Origin of the sequence: Solibacillus sp. R5-41, from assembly GCF_002736105.1 — a bacterium.
GTDB lineage: Bacteria > Bacillota > Bacilli > Bacillales_A > Planococcaceae > Solibacillus.
Genome location: NZ_CP024123.1, coordinates 969866 through 992210 on the forward strand (window position 1 = coordinate 969866; position 22345 = coordinate 992210).

The 22345-nt window shown below is 36.8% G+C and carries 27 protein-coding genes; all 27 read left to right on the plus strand.

The annotated features are described in order from the left end of the window. Nucleotides 1-4 precede the first annotated feature (4 nt). On the plus strand, nt 5-619 hold the full coding sequence (locus CSE16_RS04470; protein WP_253896164.1) for a MotE family protein: 615 nt from the start codon (nt 5-7) through the stop codon (nt 617-619). 27 nt (nt 620-646) lie between these two features. Further along, the gene (locus CSE16_RS04475; RefSeq protein WP_099422784.1) at nt 647-1888 is read left to right on the plus strand and encodes a flagellar hook-length control protein FliK; all 1242 of its coding nucleotides are present in this window, start codon (nt 647-649) and stop codon (nt 1886-1888) included. Beyond that, nucleotides 1889-2632 (plus strand): flagellar hook assembly protein FlgD, encoded by a 744-nt coding sequence (flgD, locus tag CSE16_RS04480; RefSeq protein ID WP_172954352.1) that lies wholly within the window; start codon nt 1889-1891, stop codon nt 2630-2632. Nucleotides 2633-2644: 12 nt separating this feature from the next. After that, complete coding sequence (locus tag CSE16_RS04485; protein WP_099422785.1) at nt 2645-3025, plus strand: TIGR02530 family flagellar biosynthesis protein; 381 nt, start codon at nt 2645-2647, stop codon at nt 3023-3025. A gap of 98 nt (nt 3026-3123) precedes the next feature. Next, entirely contained in the window at nt 3124-4113 is a 990-nt protein-coding gene (flgG, locus tag CSE16_RS04490; RefSeq protein WP_099422786.1) for a flagellar basal body rod protein FlgG, read from the plus strand. Between the two features lie 79 nt (nt 4114-4192). Beyond that, the gene (locus CSE16_RS04495) at nt 4193-4408 is read left to right on the plus strand and encodes a flagellar FlbD family protein (protein WP_099422787.1); all 216 of its coding nucleotides are present in this window, start codon (nt 4193-4195) and stop codon (nt 4406-4408) included. Beyond that, entirely contained in the window at nt 4405-4833 is a 429-nt protein-coding gene (gene fliL / locus CSE16_RS04500) for a flagellar basal body-associated protein FliL (RefSeq protein ID WP_099422788.1), read from the plus strand. Before CSE16_RS04495 ends, fliL begins: the two co-directional genes overlap by 4 nt. A 54-nt stretch (nt 4834-4887) precedes the next feature. Continuing rightward, the gene (gene fliM / locus CSE16_RS04505; protein ID WP_099422789.1) at nt 4888-5883 is read left to right on the plus strand and encodes a flagellar motor switch protein FliM; all 996 of its coding nucleotides are present in this window, start codon (nt 4888-4890) and stop codon (nt 5881-5883) included. After that, nucleotides 5876-7099: a flagellar motor switch phosphatase FliY gene (gene fliY, locus CSE16_RS04510; RefSeq protein WP_099422790.1), complete on the plus strand. Its 1224-nt coding sequence runs from the start codon at nt 5876-5878 to the stop codon at nt 7097-7099. The genes fliM and fliY overlap by 8 nt, the downstream gene beginning before the upstream one ends. Nucleotides 7100-7123: 24 nt before the next feature. Then, nucleotides 7124-7486, plus strand: coding sequence for a response regulator (locus CSE16_RS04515; protein ID WP_099422791.1), 363 nt, complete (start codon nt 7124-7126; stop codon nt 7484-7486). A gap of 4 nt (nt 7487-7490) precedes the next feature. Further along, nucleotides 7491-8156 (plus strand): flagellar biosynthetic protein FliO, encoded by a 666-nt coding sequence (locus CSE16_RS04520; protein WP_253896165.1) that lies wholly within the window; start codon nt 7491-7493, stop codon nt 8154-8156. Then, the gene (fliP, locus tag CSE16_RS04525) at nt 8153-8818 is read left to right on the plus strand and encodes a flagellar type III secretion system pore protein FliP (protein WP_099422792.1); all 666 of its coding nucleotides are present in this window, start codon (nt 8153-8155) and stop codon (nt 8816-8818) included. Before CSE16_RS04520 ends, fliP begins: the two co-directional genes overlap by 4 nt. A gap of 13 nt (nt 8819-8831) precedes the next feature. After that, nucleotides 8832-9101 (plus strand): flagellar biosynthesis protein FliQ, encoded by a 270-nt coding sequence (gene fliQ / locus CSE16_RS04530; RefSeq protein ID WP_099422793.1) that lies wholly within the window; start codon nt 8832-8834, stop codon nt 9099-9101. Between the two features lie 4 nt (nt 9102-9105). Continuing rightward, the gene (gene fliR / locus CSE16_RS04535) at nt 9106-9882 is read left to right on the plus strand and encodes a flagellar biosynthetic protein FliR (protein WP_099422794.1); all 777 of its coding nucleotides are present in this window, start codon (nt 9106-9108) and stop codon (nt 9880-9882) included. Between the two features lies 1 nt (nt 9883). Beyond that, entirely contained in the window at nt 9884-10972 is a 1089-nt protein-coding gene (flhB, locus tag CSE16_RS04540) for a flagellar biosynthesis protein FlhB (protein ID WP_099422795.1), read from the plus strand. Nucleotides 10973-10995: 23 nt separating this feature from the next. Then, complete coding sequence (flhA, locus tag CSE16_RS04545) at nt 10996-13029, plus strand: flagellar biosynthesis protein FlhA (protein ID WP_099422796.1); 2034 nt, start codon at nt 10996-10998, stop codon at nt 13027-13029. Continuing rightward, a complete protein-coding gene (gene flhF / locus CSE16_RS04550) occupies nt 13026-14225 on the plus strand; it encodes a flagellar biosynthesis GTPase FlhF (RefSeq protein WP_099422797.1) in 1200 nt (399 codons plus the stop codon). Before flhA ends, flhF begins: the two co-directional genes overlap by 4 nt. After that, nucleotides 14209-15081: a MinD/ParA family protein gene (locus CSE16_RS04555; protein ID WP_099422798.1), complete on the plus strand. Its 873-nt coding sequence runs from the start codon at nt 14209-14211 to the stop codon at nt 15079-15081. The genes flhF and CSE16_RS04555 overlap by 17 nt, the downstream gene beginning before the upstream one ends. Then, nucleotides 15082-16224, plus strand: a complete 1143-nt coding sequence (locus tag CSE16_RS04560; protein WP_099422799.1) for a protein-glutamate methylesterase/protein-glutamine glutaminase — start codon at nt 15082-15084, stop codon at nt 16222-16224. Nucleotides 16225-16241: 17 nt separating this feature from the next. Next, nucleotides 16242-18320, plus strand: a complete 2079-nt coding sequence (locus tag CSE16_RS04565) for a chemotaxis protein CheA (protein ID WP_099422800.1) — start codon at nt 16242-16244, stop codon at nt 18318-18320. 21 nt (nt 18321-18341) lie between these two features. Next, complete coding sequence (locus CSE16_RS04570; RefSeq protein ID WP_099422801.1) at nt 18342-18788, plus strand: chemotaxis protein CheW; 447 nt, start codon at nt 18342-18344, stop codon at nt 18786-18788. 55 nt (nt 18789-18843) lie between these two features. Continuing rightward, on the plus strand, nt 18844-19482 hold the full coding sequence (locus tag CSE16_RS04575) for a chemotaxis protein CheC (RefSeq protein WP_099422802.1): 639 nt from the start codon (nt 18844-18846) through the stop codon (nt 19480-19482). Further along, nucleotides 19479-19982, plus strand: coding sequence for a chemotaxis protein CheD (locus CSE16_RS04580; RefSeq protein ID WP_099422803.1), 504 nt, complete (start codon nt 19479-19481; stop codon nt 19980-19982). The genes CSE16_RS04575 and CSE16_RS04580 overlap by 4 nt, the downstream gene beginning before the upstream one ends. Continuing rightward, complete coding sequence (locus tag CSE16_RS04585) at nt 19979-20353, plus strand: multidrug transporter (protein ID WP_253896166.1); 375 nt, start codon at nt 19979-19981, stop codon at nt 20351-20353. The genes CSE16_RS04580 and CSE16_RS04585 overlap by 4 nt, the downstream gene beginning before the upstream one ends. Nucleotides 20354-20515: 162 nt before the next feature. Beyond that, a complete protein-coding gene (locus CSE16_RS04590; protein WP_172954420.1) occupies nt 20516-21268 on the plus strand; it encodes a FliA/WhiG family RNA polymerase sigma factor in 753 nt (250 codons plus the stop codon). 11 nt (nt 21269-21279) lie between these two features. Further along, the gene (locus CSE16_RS04595) at nt 21280-21591 is read left to right on the plus strand and encodes an RNA polymerase subunit sigma (RefSeq protein WP_099422805.1); all 312 of its coding nucleotides are present in this window, start codon (nt 21280-21282) and stop codon (nt 21589-21591) included. 8 nt (nt 21592-21599) lie between these two features. Further along, on the plus strand, nt 21600-22223 hold the full coding sequence (locus tag CSE16_RS04600; RefSeq protein ID WP_172954353.1) for a DUF6115 domain-containing protein: 624 nt from the start codon (nt 21600-21602) through the stop codon (nt 22221-22223). Nucleotides 22224-22345: the final 122 nt, after the last annotated feature.

Genomic DNA, 22345 nt, shown 5'->3' on the forward strand with positions numbered 1-22345 from the left:
TTTCGTGGCAAAAAAAAATACGGAAAATGTAAATAACCTAGATGAACAACTGGAATTAGAAAACAAGTCCCCAGGCTTTATCAAAAAGTTTGTGTATTTATTTTTAATTCCGCTTATGTTTACGGTCGCAATTATTTTAATTGTTACGACGTTTACAGGTACAAATGTATTTAAACTGGCTGGAAATGTGACTGAAAAAATTCCATTTATGAATAAAGAAGAGGCTGAAAGCGTTGAAAACAGCTCATTAAGTGGAGAAAAAGTCGTTTCATTACAAGCAGAAATACAAGAAAAAGAAGTTCAAATCACTCAATTACAAACGCAAATTGAATCGGCTGTGGTAGAGAAGGATGAATTATTAGCAGAGCAAGAGCGTTTACAATTCGAAATTGAGAAACTAAAACGCAATCAAGAAGAAACACAAAAAGAATTCACTGAAATTTTATCAACTTTCGAAAAAATGTCCGCCAAAACAGCGGCACCTATATTAGTACAAATGAGCGATACCGAATCATTGCGAATTATGTCTAATATGAAACCCGATACATTATCTGCCATATTTACGAAGATGAGTCCAGCAGATGCAGCTCGTTATACGGAGCTATTATCTCAGCAATAGTGGACTATTTGAGGGGAGGTGAAATAAATGAATATCGCAATGTTACAAACGATGGCAACGAATAAAGCGCAATCAAAACCAAGTGCAAAACAATCGGATGCAGCAGCTACGAACACGGGGGAATTTGGAAGTGTATTTCAAACGATCATGTCCAAATCGAATCAGCCCGCAAAAGTGGATCAAAAGCCAACCGATTCAATTGCAGAAGAAATTGAATCGATTATTTCAACCGATTCATTAGAAGAGTTATTTGAAAAATTAGGCATCGAAATGGATGAAGCAGGATTATTTATTTTAGCTGGAGATGCTGAAACACCGGTTGCCGTTGATGAGCTGTTAACACTGGAAAACTTATCGGAATTACTTGGATTAACAGAACAGCAAGTCGTTGAAATGGTTGAGCAATTATTAGGTGACGCACAACAACAAACAATTACCGATATTTGGTCATTACTTGAACAAGCACCGGCAATCGTAAGTGAAATTTTAGCAGCAATCCAAGGAACGCAGCAAAAAGATATGCAACCTAATGAGTTACAACAAATCGTTCAATTGTTGAAAATGGCTGAACTTTTAGGCAATAAAACGGACATGATGTATCAGCAGGAGCAACAGCTAGGTCAATTAAAAGATTTACTTCAATCGATGTTGCCACAAGTGCAGCAAGTATTGAATACGAATCAGCAAGAAGCACCGAAAGTGACGTTCCAACAAATTGTTCAGCAAGTAACACAGCAAACAGGAACGAAAACAGAACAAGAAACTTCAACACCTGTTGGATTGCAACAGCAACAAATGGCACAAACAAAAACTGTATCGATTACATTACCTGCTGAAAAGCCTGCGCAATCTGAAGCGTTAATAAAAGAAATTCAAAACTTATTGAATCGAAGTCAGTTATCGGGTCAACAAGGGAATATGAAATTATTATTAAAGCTATTCCCAGAAAACTTAGGACAAATTCGTATTGAATTAGTTCAAAAAGATGGCGTGTTGTCTGCACGACTATTAGCTTCGACAGCGTTAGGAAAAGAACTGCTTGATAACAATATTAATCAATTGAAATCTGGGCTAGTTGCACAAAATATCCAAATGGATCGAATTGATATAGCGCAATCTTTACAGGACGCAGATCGTAATGCACGGGATCAAAACTTCTTCAATAACTTCTTCCGTCAGCAAGAGCAAGAGGATGTAGAAGAAAATGAGGATGACAACGAAGAGGAAAAAGTTTCGTTCAGTGATCTATTAAGTGAGGAGGCACGGTAAATGACAAATGGTATTTCAAAGGATATTACAAATGACTACTATTTATCCGTAAATGATCCAAATTTTAAAGTAACGGATAAACCTACTAATGGTGAATTAGGGAAAGATGCCTTTTTAAAAATCTTAATAACCCAATTACAAAACCAAGATCCAACGAGCCCAATGGATGATAAAGAATTCATTGCTCAAATGGCCCAGTTCTCTTCTTTAGAGCAAATGCAAAACATGACTAAGGCTATGGAAAATCTTTTAGTTTCTCAAAATCAAACGCAATTAATGTCCTATTCATCGTTTATCGGGAAAGAAGTTAAATGGCATGAATTAACAGATAAACTTGATGAAGCTGGGAAGCCAATTTTCAACGAAGGTACGGGTGTTATTAAAGAGTTGAAATTTGCTAATGGTGAACCAGTCTTCATACTAGCGGATGGTAAGGAAATTACACCTGGTAATATTTCGTCCATTTTAGGTGGCGGAAGTTCAACACCTACAAATCCATTTGCAGAAGCAAGTGAACTTATCGGCAAAAATGTTCAATATAAAAATGGTGAGCAAGTGATTGACGCCATCATCGAAGCGATTACAGTGAAAAATGGTGCCATTGAATTTATTTTAAACGATGGTACACGATTGAAGCGTGATGACTTTACGCTTGTTGAACAAGAAGAGGATACAACTGATAAAGATGATACGACGGATAAAGAACCATCCGATGATACAAAAACGGATGATCCAACAGTATAAGAGGTGATCAAGATGAATCGAGTAAATCTCCAACATATACCGTATCATCCACCGTTGCAATCCAGTGCTGCGAATTTAAAAACTAATACAAATACATCGAAACAATCGTTTGTTGAGCATTTAAATCAAGCATCAATTGAAGAGTTAAAGATAAGTAAACATGCATCTGAGCGTATAAATGAACGGAATATTGCGATTTCAGCTAGTGAATGGCAAGAGATTACCGAAAAAGTATTTGAAGCCCGTGATAAGGGAGTTAATCAACCGTTAGTTTTAATGGAGCAAGCGGCATTGATTGTTAGTGCAAAAAATGGAACTGTGATTACTGCGTTAGATCGTTCGGAAGCAAGGCAACAATTATTTACAAATATAGACGGTACGATTGTGTTATAGACTGGACCTTCAGAAGTAAGGAAGTCTACAAGTTGTTGAATGATTGAGACAGCTTTAATACTAAGTAAATTTGAAAATTGAAGGGAGAACGACATTTTATGTTACGTTCAATGTATTCAGGTATTTCAGGTCTTAAAAACTTCCAAACAAAGCTAGACGTTATTGGTAATAATATTGCCAACGTTAATACGTACGGCTTTAAAAAGGAACGTACAATCTTTAAAGATTTAATTTCACAAACACAATCAGGTGCATCAGGTCCTTCAGCGGCTCGCGGTGGTGTAAACGCGATTCAAGTTGGTTTAGGGTCACAGTTAGCTGCAATTGATACAGTACATAATCCAGGCTCAATGCAAACAACAGGACGTGGATTAGACTTAGCCATTTCAGGTGACGGATTCTTCATGGTAGCGGATTCTGCTGCAGAAGAAGCACCAACACCAGAGGATATGGAAGATTTAACGGCAAACCCTTTGATAGGTGCTGGATTTACAAATACACAATATACACGTGCTGGTAACTTCTATATGGATAAATTCGGTTATGTAGTAAATGGTGATGGTAAATATTTAGTAGGTGTTCCAAATGATACTCTTTATGCTGAAGTTGATCCAGATGCAACAAGTGAGTCAGATGCTGATCGAGCAGATGCCTCTCAAGGAACAGATAACTTATACGTAGATGGTGAAATTACACCTGAAAATGGTGAGGTAGCCCCACTTCGAATTCCAACTAATGCACAATCTATGTCAATTGGCCAAGATGGTTCAGTTTACTATGTTGACGTTAATGGTAAACTACAATTTGCTGGTCAAGCGTTACTTGCGAAGTTCCCGAACGCTTCAGGTTTAGAGAAAACAGGTTCGAACTATTTCCAAATGACAGCGAACTCGGGTGACCCACTTGTACAAGCAGGTACGCAAGCAGGTATTGGTTCTGTAAATGCCGGTTTCCTAGAAATGTCAAACGTTGACCTTTCAGAAGAATTCACTGAAATGATCGTTGCACAACGTGGTTTCCAATCAAACTCACGTATTATTACAACATCGGATGAAATTTTACAAGAGCTTGTAAACTTAAAACGATAAGTTCCTAGATTCATAATATAAAAAACTCATTGTAAGGGAGGGTCGGGCCGGCTCTCTAATAAGGTCCGGCCCCATTTCAATGATCGAAGTAACTCGCCTTAATGGCAAAGCATTTACTTTAAATGCTTTATACATAGAAACAGTCGAAGCTTTTCCAGATACAACGATTACGCTAACGACTGGAAGTAAATTTATTGTTTTAGAAAATGTAGAACAGGTGCGACAAAAGGTGAAAACCTTTTATCAACATATACAAGTATTATCAAACCCGCATTTACGAGGTGAAGAAGAATGAAGAACAATAAATTATTAACGATTATGCTGATCATTTTAGTTACGATTACACTCGTTGGTGTCATTGCGGTTGTGTTAGTTACACAGCTGAATAAGGGCCCGGAAGTAAGTGAGCCTACAATTGATGAAATCGTTATTTCATCAGTTGATGTTCCTGAAATTACGACGAATTTAGCGGATGGCAGTTTTGTTCGTCTTCAGTTAAAAGTTCAAACAACAAGTGAAAAATCTGCACAAGAGTTATTAAAACGTGACTTCCAAGTGAAAAACATCGTGATTCAAGAGTTATCTGAAATGGAAGTCAAAGCATTGGAAGGTAAACAAGGAAAAGTAACATTCCAAAACACAATCAAGTCGCAAATTAATGAATTGATGCAAGAAGGTGAAGTAACTCAAGTGTACATTACCTCATACATCATTCCGTAAAAGGAATCAGCAAAAAGAAGGCATTTTGAAACATCATGAAATGGAGGTGGGCAAATGGCAGGAGATATAATGTCTCAATCTGAAATCGATGCGTTGTTATCCGCAATATCGACCGGTGAGATGTCTGCGGCGGATATGAAGAAAGAAGAAGAAACGCGCAAAGTAAAAGTTTATGATTTCAAGCGTGCACTTCGATTTTCAAAAGACCAAATCCGAAGTTTGACCCGAATACACGAAAATTTTGCACGTTTATTAACGACATTCTTCTCGGCGCAATTGAGAAGTTATGTTCAAATAACTGTTGCATCCGTAGACCAAATTCCGTTTGAAGAATTTGTTCGCTCAATCCCAAATATGACATTAATCAATGTTTTTGAAGTGCCGCCATTAGATGGTAATATTTTAATGGAAATCAATCCGAATATTGCCTATTCAATGCTCGACCGAATAATGGGTGGAACAGGGTCAAGTCATAGTAATGTAGATAACTTGACTGAAATTGAAACAAAAATCATGACGAATTTATTTGAACGCTCGTTTGATAATCTACGTGAAGCATGGGAAAATATTGCTGAAATTGATCCGATGCTCGTTGAACTTGAAGTAAATCCACAGTTCTTACAAATGATTTCGCCAAATGAAACGGTTGTCGTTATTTCTTTAAATACGATTATCGGTGAAACAACAGGTATGATTAATATTTGTATTCCGCATGTTGTTTTAGAGCCAATCGTACCGAATTTATCTGTACGCTATTGGATGCAAACGAATACGAAAGAAATTTCTCCTGAACAAACGCAAATGCTTGAAACACGAGTGAAACAAGCAAAGCTACCAGTCGTTGCGGAGTTAGGAAATTCTGATATTACAATTGAAGATTTCTTAACAATGGCCATTGGTGATGTCATTGAACTCGATCAAAAAATTAAAGACCCGCTTATATTGAAAGTTGGGAATTTACCGAAATTTACGGTTCAGCCAGGTAAATTAAATAAAAAAATGGCTATCCAAATTATCGACCCTTTGAAAGGAGGAGACGAAGATGAGTGATGAAATGCTCTCCCAAGAAGAAATTGAGGCTCTATTAAGGGGCGAGACATTGGAGGAAGTTCCTGCCAATACCAATAATGATGAAAAAGTAAATGAAGGTGAAATCAATGTAGATGATCACCTGAATCCAATGGAACAAGATGCATTAGGTGAGGTGGGAAATATCTCCTTTGGTAGTTCTGCTACTGCGTTATCCGCATTATTAGGACAAAAAGTAGATATCACAACGCCTAGTATTTCAATGATCAACCGTAACCGTTTGGAGGAGGAATTCCCTCATCCTTATGTTGCTGTACAAGTTGAATATACAATTGGCTTATCAGGTATGAATTTACTTGTCATAAAACAATCAGATGCTGCCATTATCGCAGACTTAATGTTAGGTGGCGATGGATTAAATCCGAAGCCCGAACTTAGTGAAATTCAGTTAAGTGCTGTACAAGAAGCAATGAACCAAATGATGGGTTCTGCTGCGACGTCAATGTCAACAGTATTTAATCAAAAGGTGGATATATCACCACCGTCAATTGATTTAATGAATTTCTCTCAAAATGAAGGGACAGATAATATCCCTGATGACGATCTATTAGTGAAGATTTCATTCAGATTACGTATCGGTGAATTAATTGATTCGAACTTAATGCAATTATTACCTTTAAACTTTAGTAAAAAGATAGTAAAGTCATTAATGGGAGAGGTTGACGAATCAGAGGCAGCGGCAACAACCGTTTTAGATAAGCCAGCACCTGTAGCTCAACCAGCACCACCAATGCCACAACCTGTTCAACAACCAATGCAACAACAGCCGTACTATGAACAACCTGTAGCTCAACAACAGCCACCAATGTACCAACAACCGATGTATGCAATGCCTACACAGCAACAGCAGCCACCGGTCAATGTGCAACAAGCGCAGTTCGCAAGTTTTGAGTCTGCGAATATTACGCAGTCTGAAGCCCGCAATTTAAACATGCTATTAGATATTCCATTACAAGTTACGGTTGAACTTGGTCGTACAAAACGTTCTGTAAAAGAAATTTTGGAGTTATCAAGTGGGTCTATTATTGAATTGGATAAACTTGCAGGTGAACCAGTAGATATTTTAGTGAATAGTCGCCTAATTGCAAAAGGTGAAGTGGTAGTAATTGATGAGAACTTTGGTGTTCGAATCACAGATATTTTAAGCCAAGCAGATCGCTTGAACAATTTACGATAGATTTTTAATTGGAGGAATCAGTGTATGTCTAAAAAGATTTTAATTGTTGACGATGCCGCGTTCATGCGCATGATGATTAAGGATATTTTAACGAAAAATGGCTTTGAAGTAGTAGGCGAAGCAGCTGATGGCGTTCAAGCAGTAGAAAAATATAATGAATTACGCCCAGATTTAGTAACGATGGACATTACAATGCCTGAAATGGACGGTATTGCGGCGTTAAAAGCGATTAAAGGCACAGATCCAAGTGCAGTCGTTATTATGTGCTCTGCGATGGGCCAACAAGCAATGGTTATTGATGCAATTCAAGCAGGTGCAAAGGATTTCATCGTAAAGCCTTTCCAAGCAGATCGTGTAATCGAAGCCATTCAAAAAGCGTTAGGTTGATCTCATGCTAGCAAAATTATCATTTCGATTTTGGGTTGTCATTGGAATTATCGTGATGTCTTTAACCATCATACCAAGCTCGAATGGAACTTTTGCATCGGTTAAATTTTTGGACGATTGTATGGAAAACCCTGAAATTTGCCAAGAAGACACTACTTCAGATGACGAAACAGAAGCTTCTGATTCGTCATCTGTTGGTATGGGATTCTGGGAATACATAAAAATTTTAATAGCATTAGTCTTTGTACTCGGACTATTACTATTTGTTTTAAAGTTTTTAAACAAACGTAACTTAAGCTATCAACAAAACTCTGTTATTCGTAATATCGGAGGAATGTCGGTAGGGCCGCAAAAGTCTGTTCAGATCGTACAAATTAGTAATCAAATTTATGTGTTAGGTGTAGGGGAAGACATTCAATTAATTAAAGAGATTTCAGCCCCCGAAGATGTTGAACGGTTGTTAACTCAATTTGAGGATAAACAGTTAAATGCATCGGCTACGCCTTATATCGCAGAATTATTTAATAAGTTTTCGAAAAAAAATAAACCAACAAATGTTACTGAAAGTCCAAAATTTAATGAAATGTTTAATGAACGTATTGACAAAATTAAACAGGAACGCAGTGAAGAGTTGGAACGTTGGAAAGAGCAGGAGAGTGATAAACAATGACAGATTTTTTATCGGTCTTTTCTGAAAGCGATCCAAGTAATGTTTCCACATCTGTTACTTTATTATTACTTTTAACAGTCCTTTCATTAGCACCAAGTATTTTAATATTAATGACTTCGTTTGCACGAATCGTCATCGTATTGTCATTTACACGTACAGCGCTGGCGACGAACCAAATGCCTCCAAACCAAGTAATTATTGGTTTAGCGCTGTTTTTAACGTTTTTTATTATGGCTCCGACGTTTCAACAAGTAAACGAACAAGCGCTACAACCACTTTTTGATGAAGAAATAGGGTTGGAAGAGGCTTATGATCGTGCAACGATTCCATTCAAAGAATTTATGGCAAAGCATACAAGGCAAAAGGATTTACAATTATTTATGGACTACAATCAAGCAGAATATCCAGACACCATTGAGGAAATTCCATTGACAATGCTTGTGCCTGCCTTTGCTTTAAGTGAAATTAAAACGGCATTTCAAATGGGCTTTATGATTTTTATACCATTTTTAGTAATCGATATGGTTGTGGCAAGTACGCTCATGTCGATGGGTATGATGATGCTACCGCCAGTAATGATTTCACTACCATTTAAAATTTTATTATTCATATTAGTCGACGGTTGGTATTTAGTAATGAAATCTTTACTTCAAAGTTTTTAGGGGATGATACATAATGACACAGGAAATGGTCATTTCAATTGCAGAAACCGCAATATTTACAGTAATAATTGTTTCAGGTCCATTGCTTCTAGTTGCACTAATTACTGGTTTAGCGGTGAGTATATTCCAAGCTACGACTTCGATTCAAGAACAAACATTAGCTTTTGTTCCGAAAATCGTTGCTGTATTAGTTTCAATTATATTATTTGGGCCATTTATGATTTCGAGAATGACAGATTATTTTCATAGTATTTTAAATAATTTAGTTCGATATATTGGGTGAGCAAATGACGGAATTATTACCCAATATTTCGATTCTATTGTTAATTATAGTGCGTGTTTCTGCCTTTTTCGTATCAGTCCCTTTACTTTCTTACCGAACAATTCCGCCGCAAGTTCGTATTTTTTTAGCAGTTGCCCTGTCGTGGATGATGTATTATACGTTTGAAATAGAGCCTTTTGAAATAAACGGAGAATATTTATTATTAATTTTAAAAGAAGCGATCATTGGCTTAATGCTTGGGCTCGCTGCTGCGATGGTCATGTCTGCAGTGCAAATTGCAGGTGGATTTATCGATTTCCAAATGGGATTTGCGATGGCCAATATTATTGACCCGCAAACAGGAGCACAATCGCCGTTAATGGGTCAGTTTCTTAATTTCATCGCACTGCTATTACTATTAGCAATCAATGGTCATCACTTAATATTAGATGGGATTTTTTATAGTTATCAATTTTTACCGATGGATCAGTTTTTCCCGAATTTTGGAGAAGAAATAACCGTCATGTTTATTATTAAAATGTTTGCTGCTGTATTTGCCATCGCATTTCAAATGTCAGCTCCAATAGTTGCAACCCTATTTTTAGTTACATTGGCATTAGGGATTACAGGTAAAACTGTACCTCAAATGAATATTTTCGTTATTGGTTTTCCTATTAAAATAGCTGTTGGCTTTCTTGTTTTAATTGTGACGATGGGTGTATTAGTCGGAGTAATGAAAGATTTAATCGAATTGATGATTTTATCTTTACGCGACTTAATGGTTATTTTAGGTGGTGAATAGTATGAAGTTATTAGTATCATTAGATCTTCAATTTTTCGCTGGTGAAAAAACGGAAAAAGCGACACCAAAGAAACGTCAAGATGCAAGAAAAAAAGGACAAGTATTAAAAAGTCAAGATGTTACGGCAGCGGTTTTATTACTCGCCACGTTTGCCTTTTTAATATTTTACGCACCATTTATGTACGATGGCATGAAAGGTGTATTATTACAGGCACTCGAACGAGACATGTTGCTCGAAACGATGAGTGCAGAAACTGTAATGAAAATGTATGGTGAATTACTAAAGGAAATGGCGATTATAGTATTACCAGTAATGGTCGTTGCAATGATTGCAGGTATTGGAGCGAACTATTTCCAGTTTGGCTTACTATTTACGACAGAAACATTAAAAATTGATTTAAAGAAAATGGATCCCATTAAAGGGATTAAAAAAATCATTTCGGTTAGGTCCATAGTAAACTTAGTCAAATCGTTATTAAAGGTAACGTTTATCGGTACGGTGACGACGGTTGTTATTATTATTTACTTAGAAGATGTATTATCACTAGCGTTACATAGTCCAGCACAAATTTTGGTTACAGTTTCTTATTTATCAGCCATCATGGGGATTGCGGCTTCATTTATGCTCGTTGTTATTGCCTTATTCGATTTTCTTTACGAGAAATTCGAGTATGAAAAGCAACTAAAGATGTCGAAGCAAGATTTGAAAGACGAGTATAAAAATTCGGAAGGTGATCCGCTGATTAAATCAAAAATTAAGCAACGTCAAAGAGAAATGGCTATGCGCCGAATGATGCAAGAAGTGCCAACAGCAGATGTGGTCATTACGAACCCCACTCACTTTGCGATTGCCTTAAAATATGATGAAAATCAAATGGAGGCACCAAAAGTTGTTGCTAAGGGTACAGATTTTGTTGCCCAAAAAATTAAGTTAATTGCAAAAGAACATGATGTAGTAATGGTTGAAAATAGACCACTTGCACGTGCGATGTACGATCAAGTGGAAGTAGGACAAACTGTACCGGAAGAATTTTTCAAAGCAATTGCTGAAATTCTTGCCTATGTCTATCGAATTAAACGTAAAATTTAACGAATGAAAGCAGGGGGACAACAATGCAAATACGCGACCTAGGGGTTTTAGCTGCAGTTATTTTAATTGTAGCCATGCTCATTATCCCTCTTCCACACTGGTTACTGAGTTTTTTAATTATCATTAATATTACACTTGCATTATTAGTGCTTTTAACATCGATGAATATGAAAGAAGCATTGGACTTCTCAATCTTCCCAACAGCCATTCTATTATTGACACTTTTCCGTTTAGCTTTATCGGTGTCGACAACTCGTGCCATTTTGGCGGAAGGTGATGCTGGGGATGTAGTAGAGACGTTCGGTAATTTCGTAACAGGTGGTAATGTTTTAGTAGGTTTAGTAATTTTCCTATTACTTGTTATTATTCAGTTTATCGTAATTACAAAAGGTTCTGAGCGTGTTGCTGAGGTAGCTGCACGTTTTACATTAGATGCGATGCCTGGTAAGCAAATGAGTATTGATGCGGATTTAAACGCAGGTGTCATTTCGGAAAAAGAAGCACGTGAGCGTCGTGAAAAAGTTTCTGGGGAAGCAGACTTTTATGGAGCGATGGACGGTGCGACAAAGTTTGTAAAAGGGGATGCTATTGCATCGATTATCATGGTAGCAATAAACCTATTATTCGGGATGATCATTGGTATGGTGCAAATGGATTTAGCATTTAGTGAGGCAGCCACAAAATACTCGATTTTAACAGTCGGTGATGGATTAGTGTCACAAATTCCAGCATTATTAATTTCGACAGCAACGGGTATCGTTGTAACTCGAGCTGCATCAAACGGAAATTTGGGCTCGGATATTACAAATCAATTATTTGCACAATCGAAGTTATTATATGTTGCAGGTGGAACGATTCTGTTACTCGGTTTCTTCACACCAATTCCACTATGGATTACAATTCCAATTGGAGCTGCATTAATATTAGGTGCTTATTTAATGGATCATAAGAAGGATGAGACACCTGAAGAAATTATGGAAATTGAAGAAGAAGTGGCATCAGATACGATGAAAAGTCCAGAAAACGTTATTAATTTATTAACGGTTGACCCGATTGAATTTGAGTTTGGGTACGGACTGATTCCATTAGTAGATGCAGCCCAGGGTGGAGATTTACTTGACCGCGTTGTCATGATTCGACGTCAACTTGCTTTAGAGTTAGGAATTGTCATACCAATTGTTCGTATTCGAGATAATATTCAATTACAGCCAAATGAATACCGGATTAAAATTAAAGGCAATGAGATGGCACGTGGTGAATTATTGCTCGACCATTACTTGGCTATGAGTCCGGGAGACGATGATTCAATAGAAGGAATTGACACAATTGAACCATCATTCGGTTTACCTGCAAAATGGATTACGGAGCAGGTGAAAGAAGACGCTGAGATGTATGGATATACAGTAGTGGATCCACCAAGTGTTGTTTCTACTCACTTGACAGAAATTATTCGAGCAAACGCAAACGAATTATTAGGTCGTCAAGAAACGAAGCAACTCATAGACCATTTACGAGAAACACATGCCATTTTAATAGACGAACTAATTCCAAATCCATTATCAATTGGGGAAGTTCAAAAAGTATTGGCAAAGCTTTTACGTGAAAATGTTTCTGTTCGAAATTTACCGATAGTATTTGAAACGCTTGCAGATTATGCCAAGCTTACAAGTGATACGGATATATTAACGGAGTACGTAAGACAAGCATTAGCGAGACAAATTACCGCACAGTATGTCGGTGGGCAACCCGCATTGAAGGTAATTACCGTTTCAGGGAAAGTAGAAAAATTAATTGCAGATAGCATCCAGCAAACGGATCATGGCAACTACTTAGCAATGGACCCTCAAGATTCACAATTCGTGCTAGAGGGTATAGCGAAGGAAGTGGAGCGCATTTCTTATATGGAACAGTCTCCGATTATTTTATGCTCACCGGGTGTCCGAATGTATTTAAGACAATTAACTGAGCGCTATTTCCCACAAGTGCCAATATTATCTTATAATGAGCTTGATGCGGCAGTGGAAATTCAAAGTGTAGGGGTGGTGAATGTTGAATGAAGATGAAAAAATATAATGCACCTTCTATTGCTGAAGCGATGAAGCTCATTCGTGCTGATTTAGGGGAAGATGCGGTTATTTTAAATTCGAAAGTTGTTGTAACGAAAAAGTTTTTAGGTTTAGTGAAACATAAAAGTTTTGAGGTCGTTGCGGGAGTCGATCAAGTTGAAAAAAAACCAAATTTGCCATCTTTACAAAACATTCAGTCACTTTCTAATTCGTATAAACAAGAACAAGTAATTGTTCCGAGTACACCTATTTTACCGAATGTGGAGTCAACTAAGGCTCCACAAGAGGAAAAATCAACACTTCCTGAAGACTTAAAAAAGGAAATTGCTGATTTAAAATTAATGATGCAATCTATGCAGCGTATGTCGACAAAATCTCAATATCCAGATGAACTCTTACCATTTGTCGATTTTTTAAAAGAGCAGGAACTTGGCGAAGAGCTTATCACAGCAATTAGTGATGAGCTTTTTGTCCATTCTAAAAACAGTGATTCTAAATTACAAAATTTAGAAATGCAACAACTGACGCATCAATTTTTAAAGAAACAAATGGAAGATTTATCGATAGGCGGATTGTCGTTTGAGAAAAAATATATTAATGTGCTAGGCCCAACAGGCGTGGGAAAAACAACGACAATTGCTAAAATGGCTGCTCGTGCTGTTTTGGAAAAGAAAAAGAAAATAGGCTTTATTACAACGGATACGTATCGAATCGCTGCAATTGAGCAATTAAAAACATATGCGGGATTATTACAAGCACCAGTGGAAATTGTTTATAATGCGAATGATTATAAGGAAGCGATAAAAAAATTGGATCATCTTGATTTAATTTTTATCGATACAGCCGGTCGAAACTATAAAGAAGTTAAATATGTAGCCGATTTAAAAGTATTGATTAATTTTAATGAAGATGTAGAATCCTTTTTGGTACTTGCCTTAACATCTAAGCAAAAAGACTTAGAAGCAATTATTGAACAATTTGGCGATTTACTCATTGAAAAATTCATATTTACAAAGCTTGATGAAACAAATTCTATTGGCACTATGTTTAATTTAATGATTAAATATAGGAAAGGTCTTGCTTACTATACGAACGGTCAAGAAGTACCTGAAGATATTGAGCAGGCGAATTTAGATAGTTTATTGGAACTGTTTTTCAAGGAGAATGTAGATGAGAGACCAAGCTGAGAAACTTCGATTAAGAATGCTTGAAAGTCAAGGAGCCTTAGGAAAATCTATCGCAGTTGTTAGTGGTAAAGGCGGTGTAGGGAAGAGTAATTTTACGACAAATTTCGCTACACTTTTAGCCAAATCAGGTAAAAAAGTCGTTATACTAGATATGGATATTGGAATGGGAAATATCCATATTTTAATAGGTAAAGCTGTGAAATATAGCTTAAAGGATTATTTGGATGGCAATTTAGCTATACAAGATGTCATGTTTGAAGGGCCTTGTGGGTTGCACTATATTTCTGGTGGTTCAGGAATGTCTTCGATTATGGAATGGTCTGAAAAAATGTTTGAGCGCCTAATTGAAGGATTTGAAATGTTACAAAAAGAATACGATTATGTGTTGTTTGATATGGGGGCGGGAGTGGCCAACTGGTCGTTAGATTTACTCACGTCAATAGATGAAATTATTGTCATTTCTACGGCCGAGCCCACTTCAATTATGGACGCGTACTCCATGATGAAATATATTCATATGAAAGATGAACATAAGACGTTTTACTTATTATGTAATCGGGCATTCAACATAGAAGAGGGACAAGATACAATTAATCGATTAAAAACAGTAATGGAACGTTTTTTATCGAAAGAGGTTGTTGTACTAGGATCATTACCAGAAGATGCCGTCGTACGCAAAGCAGTAAGACAGCAAACACCATTTTCATTATTATATCCAGATGCACCGATTTCAAAAACGATTCAAAAAATTGTAGAGCGATTTCTTCATCACCAAACAGAAGAAGCTCATTCAACAGTAAAAACGAATAAGTTTTTATCAAAGTTAAAAAGTATCTTTTCGAAAGGGCGTGAGTAATTGGACTTCTCAAATAAAAGTAAGCTTTTAGTTGTTGACGATTCTGCATTTATGCGAAAGCTAATAAGTGATTTTTTCGCCGACAATTCTAAAGTAGAGGTAGTTGGTACTGCTCGAAATGGAAAAGATGCAATCAAAAAGATTCAGCAACTTAAGCCCGATGTCGTCACAATGGATGTTGAAATGCCAGAAATGAACGGACTTGAGGCATTACAAAGGATTATGCAAATATGTCCAGTTCCTGTCGTTATGCTATCAAGTACAACACAACAAGGAACGGATAATACATTAACTGCTATGGAATACGGTGCTGTTGATTTAGTAGCAAAGCCAAGTGGAACGATTTCATTAGACTTACATAAAATCCAAGATGAATTGGTGCGTAAAGTGATTCAGGCAGCTCAAATTCCAATTGCAAAATTAAAAAAAACGATTTCGAAGTCAAGTGTATCGACACCACCTGTTAGCCAGTCAATTAGAGCCAAGAAAACGATAAGTTCGCCTGTTATCCAAAATACAGTAGCACCTGTATTAACGGTGAATAAAAATGTAGAATGGCATAAAAATTCCAAAAAAATCATTTTAATTGGCACTTCAACAGGAGGACCTAGAGCACTGCAGGAAGTCATTACTAAAATACCAGCAGATGTAGATGCTCCGATTTTAATTGTTCAGCATATGCCAGCAGGGTTCACAAAATCACTTGCTACGCGATTGGATCAATTGAGTCAAATCCACGTGAAAGAGGCAGAGCACGGGGATATTATACAAAAGGGTACAGCCTATATTGCACCAGGTGGCTATCATTTGAAGTTAAGAAAAGTAGGCGCTACGTTCGCAATAGTTACAGATCAAACCGAACCACCTCGCTCAGGACATCGCCCATCAGTAGATGTCATGTTTGAAGATGTCAGTCAATATTCAGAGTTTGATAAAATCGCAATAGTGATGACTGGCATGGGTTATGATGGCGCAAAAGGCTTAGTCGCTCTAAAGAAAACAGGAAATGTAATGGCAATTGCTGAGTCAGCGGAGACGTGTATTGTATATGGAATGCCAAAAGCTGCCGTGGAAACGCAGCTTGTAGATGAAGTGGCAGATGTAGATGATATTGCAAAAACGATTATGAAATATATGTCCTAAAAAGGGGTGCCTTCTAAATGGAATTAAATCAATATTTAGAAATGTTCATCGAAGAAAGTAAAGAACATTTACAAGCATGTGGCGAACATTTATTAGAATTAGAAAAAAATCCTGAAGATTTAGCGATTGTTAGTGAAATATTCCGTTCTGCGCATACGCTTAAAGGAATGTCAGCGACGATGGGATTTGAAGATTTAGCAGATTTAACGCATAAAATGGAAAACGTGTTAGATGCGATTCGTAACGAGAAAATTAAAGTAACTTCGGAAATCTTTGATGTCGTATTTGAATCGGTAGACCATTTAGAAGAAATGGTTTATGACATTGCAAATGGTGGAAACGGGAAGCGTGACGTTCAATTAACGGTAGAAAAATTAAAGCTGATAGAATCTGGCGAAACAGCAGCTACGACTGTTGCGAGCGTACCTGCAATAGCAATGCCAAATGCTGAAACAAAAATGGATGCTGCCAAGCTAAAATTATCATATGATGATTTTGAAAAAACAGTGTTACTCCAATCTTCAGAACAAGACTACACTGCTTATGAAATTACAGTCGCTTTACGCGAAGATTGCTTATTAAAAGCAGCGCGTGTATTTATGGTTTTTGAAATTTTAGAGAAAAATGGAGATGTCATTAAATCTCATCCAACTGTAGAGCGATTAGAAGAAGAGCAATTCGATCATGAATTTTATGTTGCTTTTATTTCGAAAGAAAATGCCGAAGACTTACAAAAAATGTTGATGAAAGTATCTGAAGTTGAATCGGTTGAAGTGAATGAAATACATCAAGACGTATTTACTCAATCAGTGACTTCTAATGCGCAAGTAGAAGAGCATGTACAAGTAATAAACGTACCGACTACTGTTGAAGCCGAACCTGCAGCACAACCTGCTCAAAAGTCGCAAGCAACAAACAATAGTAGTAAGGCAACAGGTCATACTTCAAGTAAAACAATTCGTGTAAATATTGAACGATTAGATATTTTAATGAATCTTTTTGAAGAGCTTGCGATTGACCGTGGGCGTTTATTATCGATTGCATCGGAAGTAAATCATGGTGAGCTAAATGAAACAGTAGAGCGCATGAGCCGTACAATGGGCGACCTACAAAATATTGTTTTAACAATGCGCATGGTACCAGTGGAAACAGTATTTAACCGTTTCCCTAAGATGGTTCGCCAATTATCTCGTGATTTAAACAAAAAAATTACACTGGATGTAATTGGTGCTGAAACAGAGCTAGATCGTACTGTAATTGATGAGATTGGTGATCCACTTGTTCACTTAATCCGTAATTCTGTGGATCATGGTATTGAAAGTCCAGAAGATCGTCGGGCAAAAGGTAAACCAGAAGAAGGTACAGTTCAATTACGTGCATACCACAGTGGTAACTATGTATTTATTGAAATTGAAGATGATGGTGCTGGGATTAATCGCGATCGTGTATTGGCGAAGGCACTTTCAAAAGGGATTGTTACACAAGAACAATCTTTAACGATGACCGATAAGCAAATTAACGAGCTTATTTTAGCTTCTGGTTTCTCTACTGCAGAAGTTATTTCAGATGTTTCAGGTCGTGGTGTTGGTTTAGATGTTGTGAAAACAACAATCGAATCATTAGGCGGGAATATTTCAATTGATTCCACACAAAATGTAGGCTCGGTCTTCTCCATTCAATTACCGTTAACACTATCGATTATTTCCGTTATGTTAGTTGAAATTGAAAAAGAGATTTACGCGATTCCATTATCATCTATTATTGAAACATCAATTATCCGTAACACAGATATTTTAAATGCTCATAATCAAAAAGTAATAGATTTCCGTGGGAAAGTTGTTCCACTTGTATTCCTTGAAGAAATTTTTGAAGTGCCGCGTAAAGAGCTGAAAGAGGACGGGTTCCATTCAGTTGTTATTGTGCGTAAAGGCGATAAACTAGCAGGATTGGTTGTCGATTCATTCATCGGGCAACAAGAAATTGTACTAAAATCACTTGGAAATTACTTAACGAATATTTTTGCGATTTCAGGTGCCACTATTTTAGGTAATGGTAAAGTTGCGTTAATTGTAGATTGTAATGCACTGATGAAGTAAAAAGGAAAAGAGGTGTAAAAGATGGCGAATGCGGTAGAGCAAAAAAATCTGAAAGTCATAGTATTTCAGTTAGCAGATAAAGAGTATGCCATTCCTGTTTCTCACGTTAAAGGAATAGAAAAATTGATGCATATAACACGAGTACCGAAAACAGCACGTTTTGTAAAAGGTGTCATTAATTTACGTGGTGTTGTAACGCCGGTAATTGATTTACGTGAACGTTTCGAACTTCCTATTTCGGAAAATGAAGAAACAACGCGTATAATAATTATCACTCTTGAAACAATGGAAGTAGGATTTGTTGTAGATTCTGCTAATGATGTATTAGATATTGATTCTGAATCGATTGAGCAACAACCAGAAGTGGTTGGTTCATTAGAAGAAGAATTTATTGCCGGGGTAGCAAAATTAGACAACCGTTTATTAATTTTACTTCACTTAGATAAAGTGTTAAATCCGCTCGATTAATTAATTTTCTAGGGGGTGTGATTCCTCCTAGAATCTATTAAAGTAGGGACTATATATGAACTTTAGTGACAAAATTACATCGCTACACCTAGATGTACTAAAAGAAATTGGAAATATAGGAGCAGCTCACGCGGCTACGGCATTGTCGGATTTACTGCAAAAGAAAATCGATATGCACGTTCCAATGGTAGAGATGGTTTCTTTTAATGACATGATGGAATTAGCTGGTGGTTCGGAAAATGTAGTGGTGGGTATTTTTTTACGCATTGAAGGTGATGTGGAAGGTAGCATGTTTTTCATCCTTCCGATTGAACAAGCAAATCGTTTTATTCGTCGATTAATCCGCGATGATTCGTTTGATTTTTATGCGCCACCTGTTTCAGAAATAGGTTTATCTGCGATGCAGGAGATGGGGAATATTTTATCGGGCTCCTATTTATCCGCATTGTCTGATTTTACAGGATTAAAGATTTATCCAACAGTACCTGGACTGAGTGTAGATATGTTTGGTGCAATAATTAGCATTGGTTTAATTGAACTATCCCAAGTGAGCGACACTGTAATTGTAATTAATACATCCATTTTTGAAGAAGATATTATAGATGATGAAGCAGTAAGAGGACACTTTTTCCTATTGCCAGATCCAAAATCGTTTGAAACAATATTTAAAGCATTAGGAGTATCGACTGAATGATACTTTCACAAATTAATGAAGTCGTTAAAGTTGGAATAGCTCAAATGGATGTAGTAAAAATGCCAAATACGATTCGAACTTCAGGTTTAGGTTCCTGTGTTGGCGTGGTCATTTATGATGAATCAAAAAAAATCGCTGGGTTAGTGCATGTTATGTTACCAGATTCTAGTTTAGGAAGAACAGAATCGGTAAATGAAGCGAAATTTGCGGATACTGGTGTTGCTGCTTTAGTAAATTTAGTGAAACTCCAAGGTGCTCAAAGCTTTAAACTTAAGGCGAAAATAGCTGGTGGCGCTCAAATGTTTCAATTTACATCAGATAAAAACTCGATGCGAATAGGACCAAGAAATGTAGAAGCGGTTAAAGAGCAATTAAGAAAATTGAATATCCCCATTATCGCTGAAGATACAGGTGGTAATAGTGGGCGAACAATTGAATTTAATCCAGAGACGAGTATGTTAAATATTCGTACGGTCAATCGAGGGGTAAGTGATATATGATGTTTGGTTCGTTATTTTATAATTTTTGGGCAGCATTATGTACATTCGCTGTATATTTTATATGGGCAGTGCAAGATCCTTTTGCTTATCCATTACCGACAATTGGTGTCTCATTAGTGGTAGCTCTCATCGGTTTTATCGCGATGTTTTTCATACGGGCTTTTATAGGTTATGTTTTGTATACACCTGAGAATATTGCATACTCAGAAGGAAATCCGACTTCAAGTGTAGAGACATTCAATTCAGAGCAGCAGCAATTCGTTCCACAAAACGAACGAACAACAGTTGAGTTTGAAGAGGATAATACAGAAGAAATTGCCAAAGTTGTACGTACAATGTTACACGGTCAAGAAGGAGCGGTATCAAAATAGGGAAAAAGTCGACATTTGTCGGCTTTTTTTGATTAAAAAACGACAAAAATGGAAATGTATCATTCTTCTGTCACATGTTTATTTGTCGAATTTTTGCTATAATAGTGAATAACTAAGTTTAGATGTCAAGGAGGATGGATTCGGGTGACTCAGCAAAGGCATATGGAAGAGCAAGCACTATGGATTCGTTGGACAACTGACCGAGATACCGATGCGGGTGAGCTGCTTATAAGAAAATTTAAGCCACTCGTGTCCTATCATGTACAACGTATTGCGGTAGGTTTACCCAAAAATGTTTCACGAGACGATTTGACTAGTCTGGGAATGATGGGTTTATTTGATGCGCTTAACAAGTTTGATATAAATCGCGATTTGAAATTCGATACATACGCCTCTTTTCGAGTTCGTGGCGCAATCATTGATGGGTTACGAAAAGAGGATTGGTTACCACGCTCTGCTCGTGAAAAGGCTAAAAAGTTAGAAGGACAAATCGAAAGTTTAGAACAAAAGTTGATGCGTCATGCAACACCAGAAGAGCTAGCAGAACATATGAATATACCTATTGAAGAAATCTATCAAACTTTCCATGAACATTTTTATTCGAATGTTTTATCTATTAATGAACAATTAGATCAAGATGAAAATGAAGGTAAGTCTTTCGTTATTCGAGATGATCATAATAAAACACCCGAACAACAAATTGTGCATTCGGAACTATTAGGGGATTTGGCCCAAAACATCCAAAAGTTAAATGAAAAAGAACAACTTGTCGTTAGTTTGTTTTATACAGAGGAAATGACTTTAACCGAAATTGGTGAAATGTTGGAATTATCTACGTCACGTATTTCTCAAATTCACTCGAAAGCGTTATTTAAATTACGTAAACTATTAACTTCTGAAATGATTAATGCATAGGAGGAATTGTTATGAGTTTAAAAGGCGTAGAGTTGCAAATTGCCATTCCTAAAACGTTCGATGCTGGGAAAATGGCTGATCAGCATCATCAAAAAACAATCAATCAACAACTTGATGCAAACGAAGCGTTAAATCGTGAAATTGAGCGGAAGCAATTAGCTGTGAATAAATCAGAAGGTATGGATGCCATTAGTGAGGAAGATGAAAATGACGCTTCAAACAATGGGCAAACATCGAGTGAACAAAATAAGAAAAAAAAGCAACAGCAGGAACAGGATGCACAACACCCTTTTAAAGGCAATCTGTTCGATTTTAGCGGCTAGGAGAAAAAATGATTACAGGAATAATAATTGCTTTGTTTATCATTCAATTAATAACTATATTTTTCATTATCCTTCTAAATAGCAGACTTTCGAAGTTTAAAGATTTAGAAATTCGTCAAAACCAGCTTATTCGTGAAATGGACGATTCAATTAGCCTATATTTATTAGAAATGAAGGAAGAAAATGATCGTCTCATTACAGAGCTACAACAAATGAACGTCAATGTGAAAGTTCCTCAGGTGACAAATCCCCTTTCGCCTGTTGAGATTGAGGCCCCTCATTCGCAGCAATCTATTCAACAAACAAAGGCTGACCAAAAAGGACAATCTGCACCATCAACAGAGGATATGTTGATGCTCGAAACACGTCAATTTATTCCGAAAAAAAAGGCTACAAACGCTTATAGTCAGCACAAGGCGCAATCAACTGAAGAAGTATTGCAAGTGGAATTGGAGCTAAATAAGCAGCAACCGTTTGAAGAAGAAATTGTTGAAGAAGCAATTCGAAAAGAACAAACGTATGAAGCGCAAGTTATTTCGTATTATAAAGCAGGAATGAGCGTTGAAGATATAGCAAAGACGATGCAAAGAGGTAAAACAGAAATAGAACTCCTTATTAAGTTTCATGCGTAAAGTAGTTGCACTTGCCAGCTCAGTATGTTATATTAACAAGCGGTGTTAAACATTACACACGTATTTTGATGTAGTAAGTGGTGCTAGACATATTCTAGTAGCTTGTTGCAGATGAAAAATGC

Coding starts and splice junctions, on each gene's coding strand:
- CSE16_RS04475 (WP_099422784.1), top strand. CDS start 647: ATGAATATCGCAATGTTACAAACGATGGCAACGAATAAAGCGCAATCA.
- flgD (WP_172954352.1), top strand. CDS start 1,889: ATGACAAATGGTATTTCAAAGGATATTACAAATGACTACTATTTATCC.
- CSE16_RS04485 (WP_099422785.1), top strand. CDS start 2,645: ATGAATCGAGTAAATCTCCAACATATACCGTATCATCCACCGTTGCAA.
- flgG (WP_099422786.1), top strand. CDS start 3,124: ATGTTACGTTCAATGTATTCAGGTATTTCAGGTCTTAAAAACTTCCAA.
- CSE16_RS04495 (WP_099422787.1), top strand. CDS start 4,193: ATGATCGAAGTAACTCGCCTTAATGGCAAAGCATTTACTTTAAATGCT.
- fliL (WP_099422788.1), top strand. CDS start 4,405: ATGAAGAACAATAAATTATTAACGATTATGCTGATCATTTTAGTTACG.
- fliM (WP_099422789.1), top strand. CDS start 4,888: ATGGCAGGAGATATAATGTCTCAATCTGAAATCGATGCGTTGTTATCC.
- fliY (WP_099422790.1), top strand. CDS start 5,876: ATGAGTGATGAAATGCTCTCCCAAGAAGAAATTGAGGCTCTATTAAGG.
- CSE16_RS04515 (WP_099422791.1), top strand. CDS start 7,124: ATGTCTAAAAAGATTTTAATTGTTGACGATGCCGCGTTCATGCGCATG.
- CSE16_RS04520 (WP_253896165.1), top strand. CDS start 7,491: ATGCTAGCAAAATTATCATTTCGATTTTGGGTTGTCATTGGAATTATC.
- fliP (WP_099422792.1), top strand. CDS start 8,153: ATGACAGATTTTTTATCGGTCTTTTCTGAAAGCGATCCAAGTAATGTT.
- fliQ (WP_099422793.1), top strand. CDS start 8,832: ATGACACAGGAAATGGTCATTTCAATTGCAGAAACCGCAATATTTACA.
- fliR (WP_099422794.1), top strand. CDS start 9,106: ATGACGGAATTATTACCCAATATTTCGATTCTATTGTTAATTATAGTG.
- flhB (WP_099422795.1), top strand. CDS start 9,884: ATGAAGTTATTAGTATCATTAGATCTTCAATTTTTCGCTGGTGAAAAA.
- flhA (WP_099422796.1), top strand. CDS start 10,996: ATGCAAATACGCGACCTAGGGGTTTTAGCTGCAGTTATTTTAATTGTA.
- flhF (WP_099422797.1), top strand. CDS start 13,026: ATGAAGATGAAAAAATATAATGCACCTTCTATTGCTGAAGCGATGAAG.
- CSE16_RS04555 (WP_099422798.1), top strand. CDS start 14,209: ATGAGAGACCAAGCTGAGAAACTTCGATTAAGAATGCTTGAAAGTCAA.
- CSE16_RS04565 (WP_099422800.1), top strand. CDS start 16,242: ATGGAATTAAATCAATATTTAGAAATGTTCATCGAAGAAAGTAAAGAA.
- CSE16_RS04570 (WP_099422801.1), top strand. CDS start 18,342: ATGGCGAATGCGGTAGAGCAAAAAAATCTGAAAGTCATAGTATTTCAG.
- CSE16_RS04575 (WP_099422802.1), top strand. CDS start 18,844: ATGAACTTTAGTGACAAAATTACATCGCTACACCTAGATGTACTAAAA.
- CSE16_RS04580 (WP_099422803.1), top strand. CDS start 19,479: ATGATACTTTCACAAATTAATGAAGTCGTTAAAGTTGGAATAGCTCAA.
- CSE16_RS04585 (WP_253896166.1), top strand. CDS start 19,979: ATGATGTTTGGTTCGTTATTTTATAATTTTTGGGCAGCATTATGTACA.
- CSE16_RS04590 (WP_172954420.1), top strand. CDS start 20,516: ATGGAAGAGCAAGCACTATGGATTCGTTGGACAACTGACCGAGATACC.
- CSE16_RS04595 (WP_099422805.1), top strand. CDS start 21,280: ATGAGTTTAAAAGGCGTAGAGTTGCAAATTGCCATTCCTAAAACGTTC.
- CSE16_RS04600 (WP_172954353.1), top strand. CDS start 21,600: ATGATTACAGGAATAATAATTGCTTTGTTTATCATTCAATTAATAACT.